Raw genomic sequence first — 24,896 nt, forward strand, 5'->3', positions numbered from 1 at the left:
TGGAAGGTGCGCAGGTGTTGATCTCGGTCGACCAGGACTCCCCGGTGCCCCCGTACGAGCAGGTGCGCGGGCAACTCGCCGAGCTGATCGGCGACGGCCGGCTCCCGGTGGGCAGCCGACTGCCGACCGTCCGGCAGCTCGCCACCGACCTGCGGCTGGCGGCGAACACGGTGGCCCGCGCGTACCGGGAACTGGAGGCGGCCGGGCTGCTGGAGACGCGGGGGCGCAACGGCACCTTCGTCGCCCCGGGCCGGGACGACGCGGTGGACCGGCTGCACCGGGCTGCCGCCGAGTACGCCGCCGAGTCGCGGCGGCTGGGCGTCTCCCCGGATCGTGCCGTCGCCCTGGTCCGCGCCGCCCTCGACGCCATCCGCCACGACTGAGCGGGACGGGACGCGCCGGCGACGGGTACGTCACCTGCGGTGATCGCCCGGCGTGGCCAACTGAGCCGCCGGTGAGCCACGTCGGCGTACGTTAACGCGAATGACGCCCATCTTCCGGCTGGGAGCGGCCATGATGAGCCAGTGGGCGCACTCATGACACTTGACCTGCCGTCCGACTCGCCGCTGCTCGGCCTGCCGTGGATCATCACCTTCGGTCCGCTCGGTGACCTCGACGAGTGGGAGCCGGTGGTCTGCGGGCCGTACGAGCGACCGCACGCGTTGGCGCTGGCCGAGGCGGTGGTGGCCGACGAGCAGTTGATGGCGGTGGTGGAGCCGCTGCTGCCGGCGCTGTCGCCCGACGAGATCCGCAGCGAGATCGCCGCCGCGCAGGTCGCCGCCGCGGACGAGGCCAGTCAGGTCGAGGGAGCCGATCTGTACGGCGACTTCGAGGACGTGATCGACGAGGAGTTGGACGCCGACGCCGACGAGGCGGGCCACGGCGAGCCCGCCGAGCCGCCGGACGCGGCCGAGGTGCGCGCCGGCTTCACCCGGATCGCGGCGCTGCTCACCGCGAAGTGACCTTCTCAGGGCTGGCCGTTGCGGCGGGTCGCGCCGATGTCGCGCCGTCAGCGAGTCGGTGCGCTGTGCAGCACGCAGAACTCGTTGCCCTCGGGGTCGGCGAGCACGGTGAACCCCTCGTCCCCCGTCTGGCCGACGTCGACGTGCCGGGCACCGAGGGCCACCAGCCGACGTACCTCGGCCTGCGGGTCGGTGTCCGCGGCCAGGTCGAGGTGGACGCGGTTCTTGCCCTGCTTGACGGTGCCCGAGCCCTGCAACCAGATGGTGGGTGCCGCGGCGGTCGGCTGCCCCGGCGGCCGGAGCTTGGCGCTGCCGTCGTCGCCCTGTAAGACCTCGTAGCCGAGTGCCGCCGACCAGAACGCGACCATGACGTCCAGATCCTCGACATCGATCGTGTACTGCGCCATCCGTAAAACCATGGGGTGACCTCCGTCGCGACGGTGTCCCGAACGGTACCCACTCGGGGGACAAGGCACACCGCCGACAGACGGACACCGGCGCCACGCGGACGAATCCGCGTGGCGCCGGTGCACCTCACCCCCCACCACAAGGGGCCGGTACCCCAGTCGCCCGCCGGCGCGGGGCACAGCGGACGACCAGGTCCAGATCGGTTACCCGCTCAGCGCCGTTCCAACCAGGCGGACGCGTCGACAGGCAGCAGGTGATCGGTGAGCGGCGCGCTCGCGACGATGGGCTCGCCGTACCCGTCGACTGCCACGGGCACCCCACTGAAGTTGACCACGCAGGTCAGCACGGTGTCGCCGGCGGTGCGGGAGAAGGCAAGCACGCCCGGCCCACTCTCCAGCCAGGTGACGCCGCCGGCGTCGGCGGCAAGCGCCGGGTGCTCACGGCGGATCCGCAGCGCGGCCCGGTACAGCTCCAGCGTCGAGCCGGCCACGCCGGCCTGCGCGGTGACCGCCAGGGCACGCCAGGTCGTCGGTGCGGGCAGCCAGCTCGCCTCGCTGCCGGCCGGCCCGAAGCCGTACGCGGTCAGCTCGCCGCTCCACGGGATGGGGACGCGGCAGCCGTCGCGGCTCTCGCCGGTGCGCAGGAACGCAGGGTCCTGGCGCAGCTCGTCGGGGAGGTCGAGGACCTCGGGCAGGCCCAACTCCTCGCCCTGGTAGAGGTAGGCGCAGCCGGGTAGGGCGAGCATCAGCAGGCTTGCGGCGCGGGCCCGGCGCAGCCCTTCGACACCGTCGCCGTAGCGGGTGACGTGGCGCTGCTTGTCGTGGTTGGACAGCACCCAGGTGGTGGGCGCGCCGACCACCGTCGCCTCGGCGAGCGCGGTGTCGATCACCTTGCGGAACGAGTCGGCCGACCAGGTGGCGTCGAGGAAGTCGAAGCTGAAGGCCTGGTGCAGCTCGTCCGGGCCGATGTAGCGGGCCAGTCGCTCGGGGGTTTCGGCCCACGCTTCGGCAACAGCCATCCGACCACCGGGATAGCTGTCCAGGATGGGCCGCCACGCGCGGTAGATCTCGTGGACCCCGTCCTGGTCGAAGTAGGGCAGCCGGCCCTTGCCGAGCAGTTCGACCTGGCGTTGGCCGGTCGTCATCGTGCTGAAGCCGACGTCCGGCAGCCCTTCGGCCTTGATCATTCCGTGCGCCACGTCGATCCGGAAGCCGTCCACGCCCCGGTCCAGCCAGAACCGCAGCACGTCCTCGAATTCGGAGCGGACCTCCGGGTGGCGCCAGTTCAGGTCCGGCTGGGCCGGGTCGAACAGGTGCAGGTACCACTGGCCGTCGCCGATTCGGGTCCAGGCCGGGCCACCGAAGATGCTCTCCCAGTCGTTCGGTGGCAACTCGCCGTGCGTGCCCCGGCCGTCGGCGAAGAGGTAGCGGGCCCGTTCGGGCGAGTCGGGGCCGGCGGCGAGGGCGGCGGTGAACCAGCGGTGTGCGCTTGAGGTGTGGTTGGGCACCAGGTCGACGATGATGCGTAGGCCGAGGGTGTGCGCGTCGGTGATCATCGCGTCGAAGTCGGCGAGAGTGCCGAACATCGGGTCGACGTCCCGGTAGTCGGCGACGTCGTACCCGCCGTCGACCATTGGCGAGGTGTAGAAGGGGGTCAACCAGAGCGCGTCCACGCCGAGGTCGCGCAGGTACGGCAGGCGCTGCCGGATGCCCTGGAGGTCACCGACTCCGTCGCCGTCGCTGTCGGCGAAGCTGCGCACGTAGACCTGGTAGACGACCGCGGAGCGCCACCAGTCGTCGTCGGTGTGGGGCAGGGAGGCGGTGCTGATCATCAGAGCAATATGCCGGGCCGCTGCTGCAAGAGTCAAGCAGATCTTGCGTAAGAGAGTCGTGCGGCAGCCGGCGCGACAGCTGTGGAGCCGCGCACCACAAGCTCGGGGCGGAACAGGTATTCCGAGTGCGGGGCGCCGTGCCCGTTGATCTCGTCGACCAGTGCCCGGACCGCGGCCACCGCCATCGCGGCGACCGGCTGACGCATAGTGGTCAGCGGCGGGTCGGTGAAGGCCATCAGCGGTGAGTCGTCGTAGCCGACCACCGAGAGGTCCTCGGGGACTGTCATGCCGCGCTGCCGGGCCGCTCGGATCGCGCCGAGCGCCATCAGGTCGGAGCCGCAGACCACGCCGGTGACGCCCCGGTCCAGCAGGCGGCCGGCTGCTGCCTCGCCACCCTCCACACCGAACAGCGACAGCTCGGCAAGCGGGCCCAGGTCGGTCTCGGCGACGCCGGCCAGCCGGGTCATCGCCGCCCGCCAGCTCGCCACCTTGCGCTGCACCGGCACGAATCGGTCCGGGCCGGTGATCAGGCCGATCCGCCGGTGCCCGAGCGCGACGAGGTGGGCCACGGCCAGTTCGGCGGCCTCCCTGTCGTCGCAGGAGACAAAGGGCGCGCCGATGCCTGGCACATAGCCGTTGATCATCACGACGGGCAGCGGCCGGGCGATGAGCGCCCGGTAGCGGTCGTGGTTGGCGGCGGTGTCGGCGTGTAGGCCGGAGACGAACACGATCCCGGAGACCTGCCGGTCCAGCAGCATCTCCACGTACTCGTCCTCGGTGACGCCGCCCGCGGTCTGCGTGCAGAGCACGGGTGTGAACCCGCTCTGCGCCAGGGTCGACTCGATGACCTGGGCGAACGCGGGGAAGATCGGGTTGTCCAGCTCCGGCACCACAAGGCCGACGAGCCCGGCGCTGCGCTTGCGCAGCCGAGCCGGGCGCTCGTAACCGAGCACGTCGAGGGCGGTGAGGACGGCCTGCCGGGTCTCCGGGGCAACCCCGGGGCGGTCGTTGAGCACCCGCGACACCGTGGCCTCGCTGACTTCGGCCTGCTGGGCGATGTCGGACAGTCGAGCGCGCATGGCGGCACTTTAGCCCACCGGCAAGTTCTTGCGGGGGTCTCTGCAAGTGCTTCCATAATCTGCAACCTCTTGCTAACGTCCCCGCAACATCCGAGAGCAGCGGCGCAGTATTCACGCGCCGGTGGCAAGAACTTCCAGAGATTCCCATCGGTGGAGCCGTCCTTCCCCCGGCGGACCGCCATGACGAACAGGAGTACCGATGCGCATCCGTACCGCGGGTGTGGTCGCCCTCTTCACCCTGGCGCTCGCCGCCTCCGGGTGCGGCGGCGACAGCGACGAGCCGGCCGCGAAGGAATCCCCCAAGGCCGCCGGCGGCAAGCTTGTGATCTGGGCGGACGACAAGCGGACCGCCGTACTCAAGCCGTTCGCCGAGAAGTTCGGCCAGGAGAACGGCGTGAGCGTCGAGGTCCAGGCCGTCAGCAAGGACCTGCAGACCAACTTCGTCACCGCCTCCCAGCAGGGCAGCGGCCCCGACGTGGTCGTCGGCGCGCACGACTGGATCGGCAACCTGGTGCAGAACGGCGCCATCGACCCCGTGCAGCTCGCCGCCGAGCAGAAGAGCGCGTTCAACGAAACCGCCATCAAGGCCGTCACCTTCAACGGTCAGCTCTACGGCGTGCCGTACGCGCAGGAGAACCTGGCGCTGATCCGCAACACCGAGTTGGCCCCCGAGGCGCCGAAGACCATCGAGGATCTGGTCGCCACCGGCAAGAAGCTCAAGGCGTCGAAGAAGGCCACCGAGATCCTCTGCCTCCAGGTCGGCCAGAACGGCGACGCGTACCACATCTACCCGCTCTACACCTCTGCCGGCGGCTACCTCTTCGGCACCGGCGCGAACGGCGACTACGACCCGAAGGACCTGGGCGTGGGCAAGCCCGAGTCGATCGAGGCGTTCAAGAAGATCGGTGCGCTGGGCGAGAAGGGCGAGGGTGTGCTCAAGCGCTCCATCTCGGACACCAACTCGATCGCCACCTTCACCGGTAAGAAGTGCGCGTACCTGGTCTCCGGCCCGTGGGCGGTGGCCGACGTCAAGAAGGCGAACATCTCCTACGACATCTCCGCCATCCCCGGCTTCGCCGGTGCCAAGGAGGCCCAGCCGTTCGTGGGTGTGCAGGCGTTCTACGTCGCCGCCAAGGGCAAGAACAAGGCACTGGCCCAGGAGTTCGTGGCCAACTACACGACCACCCCGGAGCTGGCCGTCGCGCTCTACAACGCCGAGGCCCGCCCGCCGGCGCTGACCGCAGCCCTGGACCAGGTCAAGGGCAGTGACCCGGACCTGGCCAAGTTCCAGGAGGCCGGCAAGAACGGTCAGGTGCTGCCCGCCATCCCGGCGATGGCCGCGATCTGGGACCCGTTCGGCAAGGCCCAGGCCGCTGTCATCGGCGGTGCCGACCCGACAAGCACCATCACCGCCGCCGGCAAGACCATCTCCGGCCAGATCAAGTAATGAGTACGCCGCTGTCCGGCCCGGAGCCTGCCTCGCAGGCCCCGGGCCGGGAGCCCGTCGGCCCCCGGCCCTCGCGCTCCCGCGCCGCGCGTGACCACGCGCCGATCACCCTGACCGGCCTCGTCGGCAAGGTGCTCCTGCTCGGCCTGACCGCCGGTATCGCGGTCTGGGCGGCATTCCCCCTCATCGACGGTGCGATGTGGGCGGGCCTGGCCCTGCTGGCGGCGAGCACCGCCGGGCTGTTCTACCTGTACCTCACCCGCCGGCACATCCCGGCCAAGTACCTGGTCCCGGGCACCCTGTTCCTGATCGCCTTCCAGGTCGTCCCGGTGCTCTACACGGCGAGCACCGCCTTCACCAACTTCGGTGACGGGCACCGGGGCAGCAAGGACGAGGCGATCGTCGCGATCCAGACGTCCTCGGTCACCCAGGTTCCCGGCTCCACCGAGTACGCCCTGTCGATCGCCACCACCGGCGACCCGGCGACGGCCCCCCTGGTCTTCCTGGTCACCGACCCCACCACCGGCGAGGTCTCCGCAGGCGACGCCGGAGGGCTGCGCCGACTCGACGCCGCCGACGTCACAGTCAGCGCGGGCGGCAAGGTCACCGCAGCCGACGGCTACACAGTGCTCAACGTCGGTCAGGCCAGCGCCCGCAGCGAGGAGATCACCGACCTGGTCGTGCCGACGGCCGGTGGCGCGCTGCGCTCCAGCGGCCTGTCCCGCGCCTACGAGGGCAAGGCGGTGCGGGCGTATGACTCCGGGTGCGACTGCATCCGGGACACCGTGACCGGGCAGAGCTTCACCTCCGACGAAGAGGTGGGCGCCTTCGTCGCCGCCGACGGCGAGCGACTGGCACAGGGCTGGAAAGTGAACGTCGGGCTGAGCAACTTCACCCGGGTGCTCACCGACAGGGACATCTCCGGCCCGTTCCTGAGCACCCTGGTCTGGAACTTCGCCTTCGCCATCGGCTCCACGGGCGGGACGTTCCTGCTCGGCATGTTCATCGCGCTCGTGCTGCACTCGCCCCGGATGCGCGGAACCAACCTCTACCGGGTGCTGCTGGTCCTGCCGTACGCCATGCCGTCGTTCGCGATGCTGCTGGCCTGGCGGGACATGTTCAACGCCGACTTCGGGCTGATCAACAACCTCTTCGGGCTGGACGTCGACTGGTTCGGTCACTCGTGGACGGCCCGCTTCGCGGTCATCCTCGTGCAGCTCTGGCTCGGATATCCGTACATGTTCCTTGTCGCCACCGGGGCGTTGCAGGCCATTCCTCCTGAGCTGACCGAGGCCACCTCGGTCGACGGGGCGTCGCCCTGGCAGTCGTTCCGTGCGGTCACCCTGCCGCTGCTGCTCGTCGCGCTCTCCCCGCTGCTGATCTCGTCGTTCGCGTACAACTTCAACAACTTCAACGCGATCTACCTGACCACCGAGGGTGCGCCCTTCCCGGCCGACAACCCGACGAACGGCGCCACCGACCTGCTGATCACGTACACCTATCGGCTGGCCTTCGGCGGGCAGGGCGCGGAGTTCGGCTTCGCCGCCGCGATCTCCCTGTTCATCTTCGCCATCGTCGCAGTGGTCTCGACAGTCAGCTTCCGGCGGACCCGCAAGCAGGAGGAGGTGTACTCGTGACCACCCTCACCGCGCGTACCGGCGACACGGCCGGTCGTCCACCCGTGACCAACCGGAACGTGGCGGGCCGGCGGCGCAACCGCTGGTTCGCCGACGTCGGCTGGCGGCACCTGGTCGCCGTGCTCGGCGTGCTGTTCAGCCTCTTCCCGATCGTGTTCGTGCTCTCGGCGGCGCTCAACCCGCTGGGCACGCTCTCCACCACCGAGCTGGTGCCCACCGACGGGGTGTCGCTCGGCAACTTCACAGGGCTGTTCGAGCGGACCGCCTTCGAGCGGTGGTTCCTCAACTCGCTGCTGATCGCCGGAGTGGCCTCGTTCGCGTCGGTGTTCCTCTCGGCGCTCGCCGCGTACGCCTTCTCCCGGATGCGGTTCCGCGGCCGGCGGGTGGGGCTGCTCTCGCTGCTGCTGATCCAGATGTTCCCGCAGTTCCTGGCGATCGTGGCGATCTATCTGATCTTCGGGACGATCACCGACCTGTGGCCGGCGATCGGCTTCAACACCCCGTGGGGGCTGCTGCTGCTCTACATGGGTGGCGCACTCGGCGTGAACACCTGGCTCATGAAGGGCTTCTTCGACACCCTGCCCCGGGAGCTGGACGAATCGGCCACCGTGGACGGCGCCTCGCACGCCCAGGTGTTCTTCCGGATCATGTTTCCCCTGGTGGCGCCGATCCTGGCGGTGACGGGGCTGCTGGCGTTCATCGGCACCATCAACGAGTTCCTGATGGCGAACGTGTTCCTCACCAGCACCGACTCGAAGACCCTGGCGGTCGGCATGTACGGCATGTTGCAGGGCAACGAGCGCAACAACAACTTCGGCATCTTCGCGGCCGGCACGCTGCTCACCGCGATCCCCACAGTGCTTGTCTTCCAGCTCCTCCAGCGCTACATCGTCTCCGGTCTGACCGCCGGGGCGGTCAAGGGATGAGGCCCGTGACCGCCCCGCTACCGCACCACGACGGCTCCGCCACCTACGTCCCCGACCAGGAGCCCGCCCTCGGGCGCAGCGTCCCGGTCTTCGTCCGGGTCCCCGCCGGCGCGGACGTGCGGGCCGTGCACGTCCGCACCACCCCGGACGGCGAGCCACGCTTCGTCGAGGCCGTCGTCGACCGCCGCAGCGGCGGGGACATCTGGTGGCGGGCCGACGTCGAGGTGCGCAGCCCGGTCAGCAACTACCGGTTCATGCTCACCGGCACCCGTGGCTACCGCTGGCTCAACGCCGCCGGCCAGGTCGACCACGACGTGCCCGACAATGCCGACTTCAAGCTGGTCACCCACGCTCCACCGCCGGCCTGGACGCGTGACGCGGTGATCTACCAGATCTTCCCCGACAGGTTCGCCCGCTCGTCGGCGGCCGACGCCCGCCCGCTGCCGGACTGGGCGATCCCGTGCGACTGGGACACCCCGGTGATCGGGCGTGGCCCCGAGACGCCGCGCCAGCTCTACGGCGGCGACCTGGACGGCATCACCGAGCGGCTGGACCATCTGGACCGGCTCGGGGTGAACACCGTCTACCTCACCCCGTTCTTCCCGGCCCGCTCCAACCACCGTTACGACGCGGCCAGCTTCGACCGGGTCGACCCGCTGCTCGGCGGGGACGCCGCGCTTGCCCGACTCGCCGAGGCGGTACGCGCCCGGGGCTGGCGGCTGCTCGGCGACGTCACAAGCAACCACACCGGCGACGCGCACGAGTGGTTCACCGCCGCCGCCTCCGACGTGTACGCGCCCGAGCGAGGGCTGTACTACTTCGACGAGATCACCGGCGACTACGAGTCGTGGAACGGCGTGAAGTCGCTGCCGAAGCTGAACTGGGGCAGCGCCGAGCTGCGCCGCCGCTTCGCTACCGCCGACGACGCGCCGCTGCGCCGCTGGCTGCGACCCCCGTACGCGCTGGACGGCTGGCGGGTGGACGTGGCGAACATGACGGGCCGTCGGGGTGCGGACGCCTACACCCACGAGGTGGCCCGGCTGCTGCGCGAGGTCGTGGCCGAAACCCGGGCCGACGGGCTGGTGCTCGCCGAGCACGGCCACGACCACACCGGCGACCTCGACCGTGACGGCTGGCACGGCACGATGAACTACGTGGGCTTCACCGACCCGGTCTGGTCCTGGCTGCGGCACGGCGACGACCAGGTGCCGAACTTCCTCGGCACCCCGGGCGGGGTCCAACGGCGGGATGCCGCAGCGGTGCTGTCCACCATGGACGCCTATCGGTCGCTTGTCTCCTGGCGGTCGTACGTGCACTCGTGGCAGCTGCTCGGCTCGCACGACTCTGCCCGGATCCGCACAGTGGTCGGCGACGCGGCCCGGCAGGAGGTGGCCGCCGGCCTGCTCGCCACCATGCCGGGCACCCCGGTGATCTTCGCCGGGGACGAGTTGGGGCTGACCGGAGCGTACGGGGAGGATTCGCGTACCCCGATGCCGTGGCACCGACCGCAGAGCTGGGACACCGGCACGTTCGCGGCGTACCGGGCCCTTGTCGCGCTGCGCCGCACCGAGCCGGCACTGCGCCACGGCGGCCTGCGCCGGGTGTACGTCGACGCGGACACCCTTGTCTTCCTCCGCGAGGCGCCGACAGGCTCGGTTCTCGTGCTGGCCCGACGCTCCGCCGGCGCCCCGGCCCGGATCGCCGGCCTGCAGGCGGGGGAGAACGTCTACGGCGGTGCTCCCGCGCTGCGCCCGGACGCCGACGGTGTGGTCGTCCTCCCCGCCGACGGCCCGACCTTCCAGGTCTGGCGACTCGGCTGACGGAAGCCGGCTCGAGTCGAGCGGTGGTTGCTCTCAGCCGGCCAGCGCCTCGCGCATCCGTTCGATCTCCACTGCCTGTTCGAAGCCGACGCTTGTCGCCATCTCGTTGACGATGCTGTCGACGCCGAGGGTCAAGGCTTGCTGGGCCATGTCGATGGCGCCCTTGTGGTGTTCACTCATCATGGCCACGAACATCCGGTCGAAGGCGGCGCCACGGGCGGCCTCCAACCCCCGCAGGGCCTCGGCCGACTGCATGCCCGCCATCTCGTGCTGGTGCGCGCCGCCGCTTCCGGAATTCCGGTCCAGGCCCCGGGCCGCCAGCCAGCCCTCCAGCGCCCCGATCTCGGGCCCCTGCGACGCGAGGATCCGGTCGGCGATGGCGAGGATCGCCGCATTCTCGGCCCGGCCCGGGGCGTACCGCGCCATCACGAGCGCCTGCTCGTGGTGCGGGATCATCATCGTGACGAACCGGACGTCCGTGGCGTTGTAGGACGGGCTCGGCCCCGGTGTCACCTCGTTGGCCCGGGTGGTCCGGGCGATCTCGCCGGGCCGTCCGGGCAGCACCACAGGGGCTGTGGAGTCCGGCAAGCCGGGCTGAGCGATGGGCGCTGGCGGGGTGGCCTCGGCGCCGGCCCGTGCCGCTGGCGTCGGGGCGTCCTCGCGCAGTCCGAGGGCCACCGCCGTGCCGGCGGCCAGCACCAGAACGACGGCGAACTCCACAAGGAGGATCACCCGAAGTCGGGGAGAGATCATCCGAATCCGCTCACTTAGCACAACTTGTCTCCCGCCGCTGATCAGGTTGGCGGGGATCGTAGCGCGCGCTGACCTGGGCGAAAAGACGTGCCGGGATATGGGCCATAGGCCCCACCTTGCGCTTTTGGTGACGGCCATCCCGAGCATTCGTTATTTGATCGTTACCTCAGACGGTTCCCGATTGTGCCGTAGATCACAATAAACAGCCTGAGCACTGGATATGGTCCGCCTACTTCATGATCCACCTTTGTTGGAAAGGGCGTCACCCAGTGTTCAGACAGACATCACCAGGGGTGCGCAGAGTCGGGGCCGTCAGCCTCGCCGCCGCCACCGCTGTTCTCTTTACGGCCGTCGCAGGGGCTCCGGCCGTCGGCGCGGTCGACACCAGCGAGACCGTCGACAACTGCGAGTCGCTGCGGGAGGCCGGGGACAACTTCGCCGAGCTCTGCCTCTCCGCCGACGAGACCGGCACCCCGGCGGCGTACGTCGCCCCGGGCGTGGACGAGATCGCCAGCACCCCGAACCTCAAGCAGATCGCGAACCTGCCGAAGTCCGGGGCGTTCGCCCGGGAGGCGTCGTACAACACCGACATGGCGTTCCAGGGTGACTACGCCTTCGTCGGCAACTACGACGGCTTCACCATCTACGACGTCAGCAAGCCCAGCGCGCCGCAGGTCACCAGCCAGGTCGTCTGCCCCGGCTCGCAGAACGACCTCTCGGTCTTCGGCAACCTGGTGTTCCTCTCGGTTGACTCGTCGCGCAACGACGACTCGTGCAACAGCACCAGCCAGTCGGCGAACATCAAGACCTCCTGGGAGGGCGTCCGGATCTTCGATGTGACCGACAAGGCCAGCCCGACCTACATCAAGGCCATCGAGACCGACTGCGGCTCGCACACCCACACCCTCGTGCCGGGCAAGAACGACGGCAACCTCTACGTCTACGTGCAGTCGTACAGCCCGTCGAACAACGCCGCGGACTGCAAGCCGCCGCACGACAAGCTGTCGATCATCAAGGTGCCGCTGGCCAACCCGACCGCGGCTGCCGTCGTGGCCACGCCGAACCTGTTCCCCGACACGTTGGGCGCGAACTCGACGAGCGGTTGCCACGACGTGACCGTCTACCCGGAGCTGGACCTCGCGGCCGGCGCCTGCATGGGTGACGGCATCCTGATGGACATCTCCGACCGGGAGAACCCGGTGGTGCTCAGCCGGGTCCGGGACGCCAACTTCGCGTTCTGGCACTCGGCCACGTTCAACAACGCCGGCACCAAGGTGGTCTTCACCGACGAGCTCGGCGGCGGCAGCAGCGCGACCTGCAACGCGACCATCGGGCCGAAGCGCGGCGCGGACGCGATCTTCGACATCGTGGGCTCGGGCGCTAACCGCTCCCTGGAGTTCAAGAGCTACTTCAAGATCCCGCGCGAGAACACCAGCACCGAGAACTGCGTGGCGCACAACGGCTCGCTGATCCCGGCGATGGGCCGCGACATCATGGTCCAGGCCTGGTACCAGGGTGGCATCTCGGTCTGGGACTTCACCGACTCGGCGAACCCGCAGGAGATCGCCTACTGGGAGCGGGGGCCGATCTCGGCGAGCCGCCTCGTCCTCGGTGGCGCCTGGTCGACGTACTACCACAACGGGTACATCTACTCGAGTGACATCCAGAAGGGCCTGGACGTCCTCAAGCTGACCGACCCGCGTACCGACAACGCCCGCGCGATCGCCTTCGGTGAGCTGAACGTGCAGAGCCAGCCCAGCTACCCGTCCTGCACCGAGGTCATCACCGAGCGCCGCAACGGCGGGCTCACCGTCAAGTCCGGCGTCGTCTGCCTGGACGGGGCGACGGTCAACGGTGGCGTCAACGTTGCGCCGGGTGCCAGCCTGATCGCGTTCAACGCGAAGATCAACGGTGGCGTCAAGGCGAACGGCGCCTCTGTGGTGTCGGTCGTGGAGAGCCAGGTCAATGGTGGGCTGACCGCCCTCGGCGCCAAGGCGTCGGTGCGGGACAGCAAGGTCAACGGCTCGGTCAAGATCGACAGCTGACAGCACGGCACCGCCGCCCCACGGTGGCGGACAGTTCGTTGAGGCGCTCGGCCGGGAGATTCCGGCCGGGCGCCTCGCCCGTTCGCCCCGCCCCCGGGCGGGCCCTACTACACAGTGTCGTTGATAGGGGAGAATGGCTTGCATGGAAACAACCCGACTGATTCTTCTCTATGTCCACCTGATCGGCTTTGCCCTGTTGCTCGGCGGCGGGATCGCCCAATATGTCACCGGTCGTCTGCGGATCAACGCTGCCATGCTCTGGGGGTCGGTGATCCAGGTTGTCACCGGCATCGGCCTCTCCGCCCCGCTGCGTGACGGCGACGAACCGCACCCCGCGAAGCTTGTTACCAAGTTGGTGTTCGCGCTGCTGATCTTTGTCATGGTCTTCTTTTCCCGTAAGCGGGAGAGCGTGAACCGTGGCCACTTCCTCGCGATCGTCGGGTTGACGCTGGTCAACGCGGCTGTGGCGGTGTTCTGGCGTTAGTTCGCCAGGCATTGGGGAACCACGAGAAACGGACGTTCGTGACGCCCACGTGGTCGCCGATCCACACGATTTGTGATTTGCCGCACCCCAGGGTTACGCCGGGGTAACGGACGTTCAACAGTCGTGCACGATTGGCGGCCGGTGGGTGGGCGCGGGCGTACGCTCCCGTCCGTAACGTGGGACAGCCGACGGCACCCCGCAGGTCGGCTGATGGGCTGCCACCGCACTAGGCGCGGTGTGCAATGGGAAGGAGACGTCTTGCGCTCGGTGCGTGGGATGCGGATCGCCTCGATCTTCGCGGTGGGTGGGCTCGTGCTCGCCGCCGCCGCGTGTGGCGAGGCCCCCGATGAAGACAACAACGCCGGCAGTGGCGCCAAGAAGTTCAGCGCCTGCATGGTGACCGACGTCGGCGGCATCGACGACAAGTCGTTCAACACCTCGGCCTGGAAGGGTCTGCAGGAGGCCAAGGCCGCCAACGACAACATCGACATCAAGTACGTCGCCTCGAAGGCTGAGGCCGACTACGAGCCCAACCTGACGCAGTACGTCAACCAGAAGTGCGACTTCATCCTCGCGGTCGGTGGCCTGATGGAGAACGCCACCAAGAAGATCGCCGAGGCGAACCCGGAGCAGCACTTCGGCATCGTCGACGGCAACCCGGGCGTGGACAACGTCTACCCGATGCAGTTCGACACCGCCCAGGCCGCGTTCCAGGCCGGCTACCTGGCCGCCGGGATGAGCAAGACCGGCAAGGTGGGCACCTACGGTGGTCTGCCGATCCCGCCGGTGACGATCTTCATGGACGGCTTCGTCGACGGTGTGGCGTACTACAACACCACGAAGAAGGCGAACGTCCAGGCGCTCGGCTGGAACAAGGAGACCCAGAAGGGTTCCTTCTCCAACGCCTTCGACAAGCAGGACGAGGGCAAGAAGGTCTCCGACGCGCTTGTCGCCCAGGGTGCGGACATCATCATGCCGGTCGCCGGTGGCGCCGGTCTCGGCACCACGAGCGCGGCCAAGGCCTCGGGTGGCAAGTACAGCACCATCTGGGTGGACGTCGACGGCTGCGAGAGCACCCCGGACTGCGCCGCGATCATCACGACGGTCGTCAAGAACATCCCGGACGCCGTCAAGGAGGCCGTGATCAAGGCCGCCGGTGGCGACAAGCTGCCGGCCAAGCCGGGCTTCGTCGGCACCCTTGCCAACAACGGTGTCTCGATCGCCCCGTACCACGACTTCGCCAGCAAGGTTCCGGCCGAGCTCAAGGCCGAGGTCGACAAGATCAAGGCGGACATCGCCGCCGGCACCATCACGGTCAGCTCGAAGGCCCAGCCGGCCAAGTGACAACCGGCCGTCTCGTGCGGTGAGATCATCGCAGGAGCGGCGGGGGACAGGTACGACCGATCCGGCCGTTCCGCCGCCGCGGGTCAACCACCCGCGGCGGCGGAGCGGCCGATCGCGCGCCACGGTGACCGGGCCGGCCGGCCGGGTCAGCGGCAGCTACGCTGCACCATCGCTCGCACTCCAGGAGGTTGCGCTGAGACTCGAACTGCGCGGCATCACCAAGCGGTTCGGTGATCTGGTCGCCAACGACCACATCGACCTGACGGTGGAGCCTGGAGAGATTCACGCCCTGCTCGGCGAGAACGGCGCGGGCAAGTCGACCCTGATGAACGTGCTCTACGGGCTCTACCAGCCCGACGAGGGCGAGATCCTTGTCGACGGCAAGCCGTTGAAGCTGAAGGGCCCGTCGGACGCGATCGGCGCCGGGATCGGCATGGTGCATCAGCACTTCATGCTGGTGCCGGTCTTCACCGTGACGGAGAACGTGATGCTCGGCGCCGAGCAGGTCCGGGGCGGCATCGCCGGCTTCCTGGACCGGCGACGCGCCCGGCGCGAGGTCACCGAGGTGTCCGAGCGCTACAACCTCCGGGTCGACCCGGACGCGGTGATCGAGGACCTGCCGGTCGGCATCCAGCAGCGCGTCGAGATCGTCAAGGCGCTCACCCGCGACGTCGACCTGCTCATCCTGGACGAGCCGACGGCCGTGCTCACGCCTCAGGAGACCGAGGAACTGCTTACTGTCATGCGGTCACTCAAGGCCGCCGGCAAGTCGATCGTCTTCATCACCCACAAGCTCGGCGAGGTCAAGGCGATCGCCGACCGGATCACAGTGATCCGGCGCGGAAAGACAGTCGGCACCGCCTCTCCGGAGGCCAGCCGGGACGAGTTGGCGGCTCTGATGGTCGGTCGCGCCGTGCGGCTCACCGTCGACAAGTCCCCGGCCGCGCCGGGTGAGCCCGTGCTGGAGGTCGCCGGACTGGTCGTCGACGACGACCGACAGGTTCGGGCGGTCGACGGCGTCGACCTGACCGTGCGCGCGGGCGAGGTGCTCGGCGTGGCAGGCGTACAGGGCAACGGTCAGACCGAGCTGATCGAGGCGATCATGGGGCTGCGCCCGGCGCTCGCCGGCACGGTCAGCCTCGGTGGCGACCGGATCGACGGCTGGACACCCAAGAAGGTGCTCCGCGCCGGCGTCGGCTACGTGCCGGAGGACCGCAGCGTGGACGGCCTGGTCAAGGAGTTCAGCGTCGCCGAGAACCTGGTGCTGGACATCTACGACAGGCCGCCGTTCGGCTCCGGGCTCGCACTGAAGCCCGACGCGATCGCCGCCTCGGCCAAGGAGCGGATCGAGCAGTTCGACGTTCGTACCTCGTCGGCCGACGCGGCGGTGGGCACTCTGTCCGGCGGCAACCAGCAGAAGGTGATCGTGGCGCGGGAGTTGTCCCGGCCGCTGAAGCTCTTCATCGCCGCCCAGCCGACCCGTGGCGTCGACGTCGGGTCGATCGAGTTCATCCACAGCCGGATCATCCGCGAGCGGGACGTCGGCACCGCCGTCCTGGTGGTCTCCAGCGAGCTCGACGAGGTGGTCGCCTTGGCCGACCGGATCGCGGTGATGTACCGCGGCCGGATCATCGGCATCGTCGCCCCGGACACCCCGCGCGAGGAGATCGGCCTGTTGATGGCCGGCATCAGCCCGGACGCCGCCGCCGAGTCCGGCGCGGCACCCACCGCCGACGATCCCGGCACGGCCGGCAGGGGCCCGGCGAGCGCCGACGGCTCCGCGAGCGAGGACGAGGCATGAGCGACGTGAACCCGCAGTCGGGATCACCGGACAAGGAACCGGCGAGCGAGGCGCAGGCGGCGCAGTCCGCGCTCGGCAACACCGAGCAGGCCAGCACGGCCAACACGCCGAAGGTGTCCGAGCCGGAACCGAAGCAGTCCCTGGGCCGGTTGTTCCTGGACAACCTGTGGGCGGCCAACACCTTCACCGTGACGCTGCTGTCGCTGGTGCTGGCGATCGTGGTCGGCGCGGTGCTGATGATCATTTCTGATCCGGACGTGCTCTCCACCTACTCGTACATCACCTCCCGCCCGTCCGACGCGATCAATTCCAGTTGGACGCTCGTCAGCGAGGCCTACGCGAACCTGTTCAAGGGGTCGGTCTTCGACCCCGAGGCGTTCTCCGCCTGGGTGAACGGCGACGGCGGTTGGGAGGCCGTGCTCGCGCCGATCTCCGAGACGCTCACCTACACCGCGCCGCTGGTCTTCACCGGCCTGTCGGTGGCGCTGGCCTTCCGAGGCGGCCTGTTCAACATCGGCGCCCAAGGCCAGGCCATGATCGGCGTGATCATCGCGGCGGTGACCGGCTTCCTGCTGCCGCTGCCGCCCGGGCTGCACCTGCTGGTGGCGGTGTTGGCCGGCGCGCTGGGTGGGGCTGTCTGGGGTTTCATCCCCGGCATCCTCAAGGCCCGCGCCGGCGCGCACGAGGTGATCAACACGATCATGCTCAACTACGTGGCCACGTACTTCCTGGCCTGGATCATCGTGCAGAACGGTGTGCAGGACCCGTCCCGCGCGGACGCGATCAGCCGGGCGGTGAACAGCTCCGCCCAGCTGCCCCGACTGCTCGGTGACAACCTGCGCGTGCACGCCGGCATCCTGCTCGCCGTACTGGCCACCTGGGCGATCGCCTGGTTGCTCAACCGCTCCACATTCGGCTTCGAGCTGCGCGCGGTCGGCGCCAACCCGGACGCCGCCCGGACCGCCGGCATCAGCGTCACCAAGACGTACATCCTGATCATGGTCTTCGCCGGAGTTCTGGCCGGCCTGGGCGGCGCGAACATGGTCCTGGGCTCCACCGCCAGCGCGTTGACGCCGCTTGTCGTCGCGCAGATCGGCTTCGACGGCATCCTTGTGGCGCTGCTCGGCCGGGTGAAGCCCTGGGGGGTGCTGCTGGCCGCGCTGCTGTTCGGTGCGCTCCAGGCCGGCGGCAACCGGATGCAGTCGTACTCCGGCATCTCGCTGGAACTGGTGACCGTGCTCCAGGCACTGATCGTCATCTTCATCGCCGCCCCCGCCCTGGTGAAGGCGATCTTCCAGCTCCGGGCGGCGCGGGCCGCCCGGTTGCAGACGAGCCTGGCGAAGGGCTGGTAACGCATGTCCACCATGGCTGTCCCCGACGTCGCGGTCGCCGCGGTCGACGAGGGCTTCTGGACCCGGAACCGCAAGGTCGGCGCCGTGCTGCTGGCGCTCGGGCTGCTCTCGACAGTGCTCTTCGGCGCGCTCGCCACCGACCAGGAGGCCCGTTTCACACTCAGCGACGACGCCGCCGGCGCCGCGTTGGAGATCAACGGGACGATCGGCGCGATCCTGTTCGGCATCATCACGATCGCCGCCGGGGCGGCCCTGCTCGCCGGGGTGCCGAAGCGGTGGTTCATACCCGTGCTCGGCGCCGGGCTGCTCGGCTTCGTGCTGTCCTTCCTGTGCTGGCAGGTCTCGGCCGCGCCGGCCGGGCAGAACTTCATGCCGCTGGTCAACATCATCCGGGGCACCTTCATCCTGGCGCTGCCGCTGATCTTCGGAGCGCTCGCCGGGGTCCTGTGTGAGCGGTCCGGCGTGGTGAACGTGGCCATCGAGGGGCAACTGCTGATGGGCGCGTTCAGCGGCGCGCTGTTCGGCAGCATCTCCGGCAGCGTCTGGGTGGGCCTCGTGGCCGCCGCGATCGGTGGCGCGTTCATCTCGCTGCTGCTTGCCGTCTTCGCCATCCGCTACCTGGTCGACCAGGTCGTCATCGGCATCGTGCTGAACCTGTTCGCGGTCGGCGTGACGGGCTTCCTCTACGAGCGGCTGATGCAGACCAACGCGGAGAAGTACAACAGCGCGCCGCGTTTCAGCAACTGGGAGATCCCTCTGCTGAAGGACATCCCGGTGCTCGGGCCGGCGCTGTTCCGCGGCAACATCTTCCTCTACCTCGGCCTGCTCCTGGTCCTGGTGATCCACATCGCGCTGTTCCGGACCCGTTGGGGGCTGCGCACCCGGTCGGTCGGCGAACACCCGATCGCCGCCGACACGCTCGGCGTCAAGGTGCTGCGGGTGCGCTACCGCAACGTGCTGCTGGCCGGCGTGGTCGCGGGCATCGGCGGCGCGTCCTACACGCTGGCGCTCTACTCGTTCACCAAGAACATGATCGGCGGCAAGGGCTTCATCGCGCTGGCCGCGCTGATCTTCGGCCGCTGGAACCCGACCGGCGCGTTGCTCGCCGCGCTCTTCTTCGGCTTCGCCGACCAGCTCGCCACCTACCTGGGCGCGATCAACAGCGTCATCCCCAGTCAGTTCCTGGCCATGCTGCCCTACCTGGCGACGATCCTGGCGGTCGCCGGGCTGGTCGGCCGGGTCCGGGCACCGGCCGCCGACGGCAAGCCGTACATCAAGGGCTGACCCTCGGAGGCTCTGCCCCGGCGGGGTGGGGCGGCCCTGCCCGCTTCTGAACCGGGCTACTTCGGCAGAATGATGGCATGACAGACATTGACTGGGCGCGGTTGCGCGCCGCCGCCATCGACGCGATGCGGCACGCGTACGCGCCGTACTCGACGTTTCCGGTCGGCGCGGCCGCCCTGGTCGACGACGGTCGCGTGGTGGTCGGCTGCAACGTGGAGAACGCCGCGTACGGGGTGACGCTGTGCGCCGAGTGCGGGGTGGTCTCCAGCCTGCACGCGACAGGTGGCGGGCGACTCGTCGCGCTCTCCTGCGTCGACGCCACAGGCGAGCCGCTGATGCCGTGCGGCCGGTGCCGGCAACTGCTGTGGGAGCACGGCGGGCCGGAGTGCCTGATCGAGACGAAGACCCGGCCGCTGCGGATGGCCGAGTTGCTGCCGCACGCGTTCGGCGTGGAGGACCTGGAGGCGGTCACCGGTGAGTCTCCGGTGCCTGTGGTCCCGGAGCGGCTGGCCGCCTGGCGTGGTCGCGGCACCGTCTTCGTGCACCCGGACATGGCCGCAGGGAAGCAGGTCTGGACGGGGTACTGGGAGCGGTCGGCGGGCGACGACGCGGGCGCCGAGACCGGTGTGCTGGAGGAGGCGCCCAGCTGGGACGACCCGGCGGAGGCGATCGCCTGGGGAGCGGCCCGTACGCCCCGGGTCGTGGTGGTTGACGCCACCGGCACGATCTTCTGGGCCGGCGAGGGTGAGCCGCCTGCGGAGATTCCGGTTCGCTGGTCCTGACTAGGGAAGATCTTCTGATGAGTAATGGCTTTGCTGCTGTTGACGTTATTCGGGTCAAGCGGGACGGCGGTGTGCTGTCGGACGCGCAGATCGACTGGGTGGTCGACGCGTACACCCGGGGGGTTGTCGCCGACGAGCAGATGTCCGCGCTGGCCATGGCGATCCTGCTCAACGGCATGACCGGCCCGGAGATCGCCAGGTGGACCGCCGCGATGATCGCCAGCGGTGAGCGGCTCGACCTCTCGGCGGTACGCCGGCCGACGGTGGACAAGCACTCCACGGGCGGCGTCGGGGACAAGATCACCCTGCCGCTCACGCCGCTCGTGGCGGCGTGTGGCGCGGCCGTGCCGCAGTTGAGCGGGCGGGGCCTCGGGCACACCGGCGGCACGTTGGACAAGCTGGAATCCATCCCCGGCTGGCGCGCCGCGCTGAGCAACGACGAGTTCATCGCCCAGCTCGGCGACGTCGGCGCGGTGATCTGCGCGGCCGGCGCCGGGCTCGCCCCCGCCGACCGCAAGTTGTACGCGCTGCGCGACGTGACCGGCACCGTTGAGGCGATCCCGCTGATCGCCAGCTCGATCATGAGCAAGAAGATCGCCGAGGGCACCGGAGCGCTTGTGCTCGACGTCAAGGTCGGCTCGGGTGCCTTCATGAAGTCCGTCGACCAGGCCCGCGAGCTGGCCCGCACGATGGTCGAGCTGGGTGGCGCGCACGGCGTGCGAACTGTCGCCCTGCTCACCGACATGTCCACCCCGCTCGGCCTGGCGATCGGCAACGCGGTAGAGGTGACCGAGTCGGTCGAGGTGCTGGCCGGCGGCGGGCCGGCCGACGTGGTGGAGCTGACCCTGGCCCTGGCCCGGGAGATGCTCGACGCGGCAGGCCTGCCGGACGCCGACCCGGCGACGGCACTGCGCGACGGTCGGGCGATGGACTCCTGGCGGGCGATGATCCGCGCCCAGGGCGGCGACCCGGACGCGCCGATGCCGAGCGCGCCGGAGGTCGAGGTGGTCCGCGCCGAGCAGGACGGGTACGTGGCGGCCGTCGACGCGTACGCCATGGGGGTTGCCGCCTGGCGGCTCGGCGCGGGCCGCGCCCGCAAGGAGGACCCGGTCAGCGTGCCGGCCGGGGTGGTGCTGCACAAGCGGCCGGGCGACGCGGTGCGGGCCGGCGACCCCCTTTACGAGCTGCGCGCCGACGAGGCGACGCGGATCCCGGCGGCACTCGCGGAGGCAGCCCGCGCGGTACGGATCGCGCCAACCGCGCCGGCCGCGACGCCGCTTGTCATCGAGCGGATCGGCTGACCCGGGCGGTCGGTCGGGTCGGCATGGTGCTGGTCATCTGGGAGCGCTATTGTCGCAGGCCAAGGGGGGACGATCGGCCTTGCGCCGTCGCGAGCAGACAGGATGATCCGCCGTGACCGTACCTGCCCCCGACCCACGCGAGGTGCGCGAGGCGAGCCTGGACGAGCTGTCCCGGCTCGGGTTGCCGTTGCCGCCGGCACAGTTCCCGCTCGTCTGGGAGCCGGGTGACGAGATCGAGCTGCGCCCGAGGGCGGAGATCGAGGCGCGGATCGCGGTGCTGCACCTGATCCTGGCCCGCTGTTTCGGGATGCCCCCGCAGGCGGCGATGAGCTGGCTGCTCGGTTCGCACCTGGTCGAGATGGTCACGCCGCCGGAGTGGCAGTTCGTCATGGGTGGCAAGGGCGACCACCGTTCGTTCGTGCTGCATCACGACGCGCTCTTCGCGCTGGCCTGGGTGCTGGGGTTGAGCAAGCAGCTCGATCCGACCCTGGCCGTCGACGAGCGGCTGGTCGAGCGGTTGCCGCACATCGCCGAGGGGGAGACGTTCGCCCACTGGCGAACCAGGATCCTCGCCGCCCCGCAACACCCGGCCGACGCTGCTGCCCTGCTCGACCTGCACTACTGCCTGGACTGGGCATACCTGGAGACCGAGCGGAGCGGTCAACGGGCGCCGGGGCTTGTCGACGCGAACGCGATCGGGCAGCGGCGCTGGGCACTGGAGTGGGCGGTGATCCTGCGCGGGCCGTACCACGACGAGCCGCCGGGTTGGGAAGAGGTCGACCTCTCCACCTGAGCCGCGCCGCCGTCAGCGCGGCCGGTGGGTGTCCAGATGGACCGCAAGCGTCACCCGGATCGGCTCGGGCAGTGCGGCCAGCCGTTCGGCGAGCCTGGCTGGGTCCGTGTGCCAGGCGCTCGGGCCCATTCCGACAAGTGTGGCGACCTCCGGCCGGGTCAGGGCCAGCTCCGCGCGGTGCACAGTCGAGCTGACCGGGACGAAGTGCCCGCCCAGGCTGGCGGTGACCCGGTCGGCCTTGTCCGGGTCGACGCGCAGCAGGTCGAGCGCGTCTACAAGTTCGGTGAGGTGGTCGACGGCGGGCGTGACCACAAGCAGCGTGCCTGCCGGGTCGAGCACCCGGTGGAATTCCGCTCCGTTGCGCGGCGCGAAGACGTTCAGCAGCACTGCCGTCGAGGCGTCGGCGAGGGGCAGCCGCTGCCAGGTGTCGGCGAGCGCCGCGGCCGCCCGGGGATGCGCCCGCGCCGCGCGTCGCAGCGCCGGCTTGGACACGTCCAGGGCCAGGCCCACGGCGTCCGGCAGCGCCGCCAGCACCGCGCCGAGGTGCCGGCCGGTGCCGGCGCCGACATCCACCACCAGGGGGTACGCCCCGGAGTCCGGCGCCGGCGGGTCGGCCCGTACCCCTGCGGTCGTGTCCTTTGCTCTGCTTACCTCTACGCAACAGTCCTCGTCGGAGGCCGTCGCGTGGAGGTAAGCAGAGCAAAGGGCGGGCGGGGCAGGTGCTGGCCGCGTTGCCGCAGTCGCGCGGAGCCGGGCGGCGGCCTCCGTCGCGGCGGCGGCGAGGGCGGCCGAAATGACGTCATAGTGCCCGGCGGCCTGGAAGTCCGCCCGTGCGGCGACCATCTCGGCGGTGTCCCCGACGTGCGGGGCGCGACCGACGAGCAGGTTGACGTAACCCTGTCGGGCGATGTCGAAGCTGTGCCGGCGCGGGCAACGCAGCGCCCGGCTGGTGCCGGCGGTCACCTCGCTCAGCGGCTCACCACAGAGCGGGCAGCGCAGCCGTTCCAGAACGCGCCCGGCCCCCTCGTCGAGCCACCGAGCTGAGTCCACGGATCAAGTCTAGTGGTGGTTGACCTGTCGGAATTCACCGGCGGAGGCGCGGCGAGGACCCCGGCCGGCCCCGGCCCAGAGGGTCGCTGACTAGGGTCTGAGCATGGTCGCAACTATCCGATACGAGGACATCGTCAAGGTCCCGAAGGCGCTGCTGCACGACCACCTCGACGGCGGGCTGCGGCCGGCGACGATCGTCGAGCTGGCCGCGGAGGTGGGCCACGAACTGCCCACCACCGATCCGGAGGCGCTCGGGCGCTGGTTCGTCGACGCCGCCGACTCCGGGTCGCTCGAGCGCTACCTGGAGACGTTCGCGCACACAGTGGCGGTCATGCAGACCGGGCCGGCGCTGCGCCGGGTGGCGCGCGAGTGCGCCCTGGACCTGGCCGCCGACGGGGTGGTCTACGCCGAGGTGCGCTTCGCACCGGAGCAGCACCTGGAACGGGACCTGAGCCTGGACGAGGTCGTCGAGGCGGTGCTTGCCGGGTTCGCCGAGGGCACCGCCCAGGCCGCCGAGGCGGGTCTGGGCATCCGGGTGGGCACACTGCTCACCGCCATGCGCCACGCCGCCCGCTCACAGGAGATCGCCGAGCTGGCCGTACGGCACCGGGACGCCGGGGTGGTCGGCTTCGACATCGCCGGCGCCGAGGCGGGTTTCCCGCCCACCCGACACCTCGACGCCTTCGAATACCTCCAGCGGGAGAACTTCCACTTCACCATCCACGCCGGTGAGGCGTTCGGCCTGCCGTCCATCTGGCAGGCGATCCAGTGGTGCGGCGCGGACCGGCTCGGTCACGGCGTGCGGATCGTGGACGACATCACCCCGGGCGGGACGCCGGTGCTCGGTCGGCTGGCCGCGTACGTCCGCGACAAGCGGATCCCCCTGGAGCTGTGCCCCTCGTCGAACGTGCAGACAGGTGCTGTGGACTCGATCGCCGACCACCCGATCGGTCTCCTGCGGGACCTGCGCTTCCGGGTCACGGTCAACACCGACAACCGGCTGATGAGCGGCACCTCCATGTCGCGGGAGATGTCGCTGCTGGTGGAGACGTTCGGCTACGGCTGGCGGGAGTTGCAGTGGTTCACCATCAACGCGATGAAGAGCGCCTTCATCCCGTTCGACGAACGACTCCGGATCATCGACGAGGTGATCAAGCCGGCGTACGCCAAGCTGCTTGCCTGATCGTCAGGTGTGCGGGTGGCCGGAGAGCAGGCCGGCCACCCGGTGCAGCACCTCCCGGGCGCGGGCCGCCTCGGCGCCCAGCCCGGTCTGCCGGCGCAGCACCGCGGGCTCCGCCCGCAGCAGGGCCACCCCACGTCGGACCAGCACCCGGGGCGCCTTGCGCTGCTCGGCCAGGTCGCGGGCCAGCCGGCGCAGGAATGTCGCACCCCGCGGCCGGCGCAGCGCGTACGCCCCGGCGAGCAGCCCTCGCCGTCGGCACTCCTCGACGATCTCGGCGGCGAAAATCCCTTCGGCCACGAAAAGTGGCGATCCGTCGACATCGAATGCCCGGGTGGCTACCCGACGATCCGCGCCGATCGCATAAACCGGCACATCGGCACGACCCTCGCGGGCCAGTCGCGCAATCGTTTCGACGGCAGTCGCCGCGTCCCAGGACTGGGGGGAATCCCAATCGACCTGGCCGTTTCGTCTTGGCAACGTAGGGTCATCGCCGTTCTTGTAGAAGTCGTCCAGGCAAAGCACCGGGAGGCCGGTTTGCCGCGCTATGTACGACTTTCCGGAGCCAGAAGGGCCGGCGAGCAGGACAACACGATGCCGATGTTCCATTACCTTCA

The 24,896-nt window shown here is 69.9% G+C and carries 22 protein-coding genes; 16 read left to right on the plus strand and 6 right to left on the minus strand.

Annotation, left to right across the window (positions count from 1 at the left end; all coding sequences use genetic code 11):
- Positions 1–14 precede the first annotated feature (14 nt).
- Complete coding sequence (locus ACFY2Q_RS05025; RefSeq protein ID WP_387127819.1) at positions 15–383, plus strand: GntR family transcriptional regulator; 369 nt, start codon at positions 15–17, stop codon at positions 381–383.
- Positions 384–524: 141 nt separating this feature from the next.
- Positions 525–962, plus strand: a complete 438-nt coding sequence (locus ACFY2Q_RS05030; RefSeq protein ID WP_387127821.1) for a hypothetical protein — start codon at positions 525–527, stop codon at positions 960–962.
- 47 nt (positions 963–1,009) lie between these two features.
- Here the strand turns inward: ACFY2Q_RS05030 and ACFY2Q_RS05035 are convergent, their stop codons facing one another.
- The 3 genes from ACFY2Q_RS05035 to ACFY2Q_RS05045 form a co-directional block, all read right to left on the minus strand.
- Positions 1,010–1,369: a VOC family protein gene (locus ACFY2Q_RS05035; RefSeq protein ID WP_387127823.1), complete on the minus strand. Its 360-nt coding sequence runs from the start codon at positions 1,367–1,369 to the stop codon at positions 1,010–1,012.
- Between the two features lie 212 nt (positions 1,370–1,581).
- Positions 1,582–3,201, minus strand: a complete 1,620-nt coding sequence (locus ACFY2Q_RS05040) for a glycoside hydrolase family 13 protein (protein WP_387127825.1) — start codon at positions 3,199–3,201, stop codon at positions 1,582–1,584.
- Between the two features lie 32 nt (positions 3,202–3,233).
- On the minus strand, positions 3,234–4,280 hold the full coding sequence (locus ACFY2Q_RS05045; protein WP_387127827.1) for a LacI family DNA-binding transcriptional regulator: 1,047 nt from the start codon (positions 4,278–4,280) through the stop codon (positions 3,234–3,236).
- Between the two features lie 199 nt (positions 4,281–4,479).
- Between ACFY2Q_RS05045 and ACFY2Q_RS05050 the strand changes: the two genes are divergently transcribed.
- From ACFY2Q_RS05050 to ACFY2Q_RS05065, 4 genes are read left to right on the plus strand one after another with little or no spacing between them, the layout of a single operon-like run.
- Positions 4,480–5,727 (plus strand): extracellular solute-binding protein, encoded by a 1,248-nt coding sequence (locus tag ACFY2Q_RS05050; protein WP_387127829.1) that lies wholly within the window; start codon positions 4,480–4,482, stop codon positions 5,725–5,727.
- Positions 5,727–7,364 (plus strand): ABC transporter permease subunit, encoded by a 1,638-nt coding sequence (locus ACFY2Q_RS05055; RefSeq protein WP_387127831.1) that lies wholly within the window; start codon positions 5,727–5,729, stop codon positions 7,362–7,364. The genes ACFY2Q_RS05050 and ACFY2Q_RS05055 overlap by 1 nt, the downstream gene beginning before the upstream one ends.
- Positions 7,361–8,290 carry a sugar ABC transporter permease gene (locus ACFY2Q_RS05060; RefSeq protein WP_387127832.1) on the plus strand — a complete coding sequence of 310 codons (930 nt, stop codon included), beginning with the start codon at positions 7,361–7,363 and terminating at the stop codon, positions 8,288–8,290. Before ACFY2Q_RS05055 ends, ACFY2Q_RS05060 begins: the two co-directional genes overlap by 4 nt.
- 5 nt (positions 8,291–8,295) lie before the next feature.
- Entirely contained in the window at positions 8,296–10,110 is a 1,815-nt protein-coding gene (locus tag ACFY2Q_RS05065; protein WP_387127834.1) for a glycoside hydrolase family 13 protein, read from the plus strand.
- A 33-nt stretch (positions 10,111–10,143) separates the two neighbouring features.
- Here the strand turns inward: ACFY2Q_RS05065 and ACFY2Q_RS05070 are convergent, their stop codons facing one another.
- Positions 10,144–10,863, minus strand: a complete 720-nt coding sequence (locus ACFY2Q_RS05070) for a DUF305 domain-containing protein (RefSeq protein WP_387127836.1) — start codon at positions 10,861–10,863, stop codon at positions 10,144–10,146.
- Between the two features lie 269 nt (positions 10,864–11,132).
- On the opposite strand from ACFY2Q_RS05070, the gene ACFY2Q_RS05075 reads away from it, so the two are divergent.
- From ACFY2Q_RS05075 to ACFY2Q_RS05115, 9 genes are all read left to right on the plus strand, one after another.
- Positions 11,133–12,908 (plus strand): LVIVD repeat-containing protein, encoded by a 1,776-nt coding sequence (locus ACFY2Q_RS05075; RefSeq protein WP_387127838.1) that lies wholly within the window; start codon positions 11,133–11,135, stop codon positions 12,906–12,908.
- A gap of 142 nt (positions 12,909–13,050) precedes the next feature.
- Positions 13,051–13,392 carry a hypothetical protein gene (locus ACFY2Q_RS05080; protein ID WP_387127839.1) on the plus strand — a complete coding sequence of 114 codons (342 nt, stop codon included), beginning with the start codon at positions 13,051–13,053 and terminating at the stop codon, positions 13,390–13,392.
- A 276-nt stretch (positions 13,393–13,668) separates the two neighbouring features.
- Positions 13,669–14,736: a BMP family protein gene (locus ACFY2Q_RS05085; protein WP_387128459.1), complete on the plus strand. Its 1,068-nt coding sequence runs from the start codon at positions 13,669–13,671 to the stop codon at positions 14,734–14,736.
- 124 nt (positions 14,737–14,860) lie between these two features.
- On the plus strand, positions 14,861–16,537 hold the full coding sequence (locus tag ACFY2Q_RS05090) for an ABC transporter ATP-binding protein (protein ID WP_387127841.1): 1,677 nt from the start codon (positions 14,861–14,863) through the stop codon (positions 16,535–16,537).
- The gene (locus ACFY2Q_RS05095) at positions 16,534–17,889 is read left to right on the plus strand and encodes an ABC transporter permease (protein WP_387127843.1); all 1,356 of its coding nucleotides are present in this window, start codon (positions 16,534–16,536) and stop codon (positions 17,887–17,889) included. The genes ACFY2Q_RS05090 and ACFY2Q_RS05095 overlap by 4 nt, the downstream gene beginning before the upstream one ends.
- A gap of 3 nt (positions 17,890–17,892) precedes the next feature.
- On the plus strand, positions 17,893–19,173 hold the full coding sequence (locus ACFY2Q_RS05100; RefSeq protein ID WP_387127845.1) for an ABC transporter permease: 1,281 nt from the start codon (positions 17,893–17,895) through the stop codon (positions 19,171–19,173).
- Positions 19,174–19,250: 77 nt separating this feature from the next.
- On the plus strand, positions 19,251–19,955 hold the full coding sequence (locus ACFY2Q_RS05105; protein ID WP_387127847.1) for a cytidine deaminase: 705 nt from the start codon (positions 19,251–19,253) through the stop codon (positions 19,953–19,955).
- A 17-nt stretch (positions 19,956–19,972) separates the two neighbouring features.
- Positions 19,973–21,256 (plus strand): thymidine phosphorylase, encoded by a 1,284-nt coding sequence (locus ACFY2Q_RS05110; RefSeq protein ID WP_387127849.1) that lies wholly within the window; start codon positions 19,973–19,975, stop codon positions 21,254–21,256.
- A 112-nt stretch (positions 21,257–21,368) separates the two neighbouring features.
- Entirely contained in the window at positions 21,369–22,049 is a 681-nt protein-coding gene (locus ACFY2Q_RS05115; protein ID WP_387127851.1) for a DUF4272 domain-containing protein, read from the plus strand.
- 12 nt (positions 22,050–22,061) lie between these two features.
- Here ACFY2Q_RS05115 and ACFY2Q_RS05120 read toward each other — a convergent pair whose 3' ends face one another.
- On the minus strand, positions 22,062–23,099 hold the full coding sequence (locus ACFY2Q_RS05120; protein ID WP_387127853.1) for a putative RNA methyltransferase: 1,038 nt from the start codon (positions 23,097–23,099) through the stop codon (positions 22,062–22,064).
- Between the two features lie 103 nt (positions 23,100–23,202).
- Between ACFY2Q_RS05120 and ACFY2Q_RS05125 the strand changes: the two genes are divergently transcribed.
- Positions 23,203–24,282, plus strand: a complete 1,080-nt coding sequence (locus ACFY2Q_RS05125) for an adenosine deaminase (protein ID WP_387127855.1) — start codon at positions 23,203–23,205, stop codon at positions 24,280–24,282.
- A 3-nt stretch (positions 24,283–24,285) separates the two neighbouring features.
- On the opposite strand, the gene ACFY2Q_RS05130 is transcribed toward ACFY2Q_RS05125, so the two are convergent.
- Positions 24,286–24,579, minus strand: coding sequence for a hypothetical protein (locus ACFY2Q_RS05130; protein ID WP_387127857.1), 294 nt, complete (start codon positions 24,577–24,579; stop codon positions 24,286–24,288).
- Between the last annotated feature and the right edge of the window lie 317 nt (positions 24,580–24,896).

The sequence above is a fragment of the Micromonospora sp. NPDC000316 genome (assembly GCF_042898885.1).
GTDB lineage: Bacteria > Actinomycetota > Actinomycetes > Mycobacteriales > Micromonosporaceae > Micromonospora.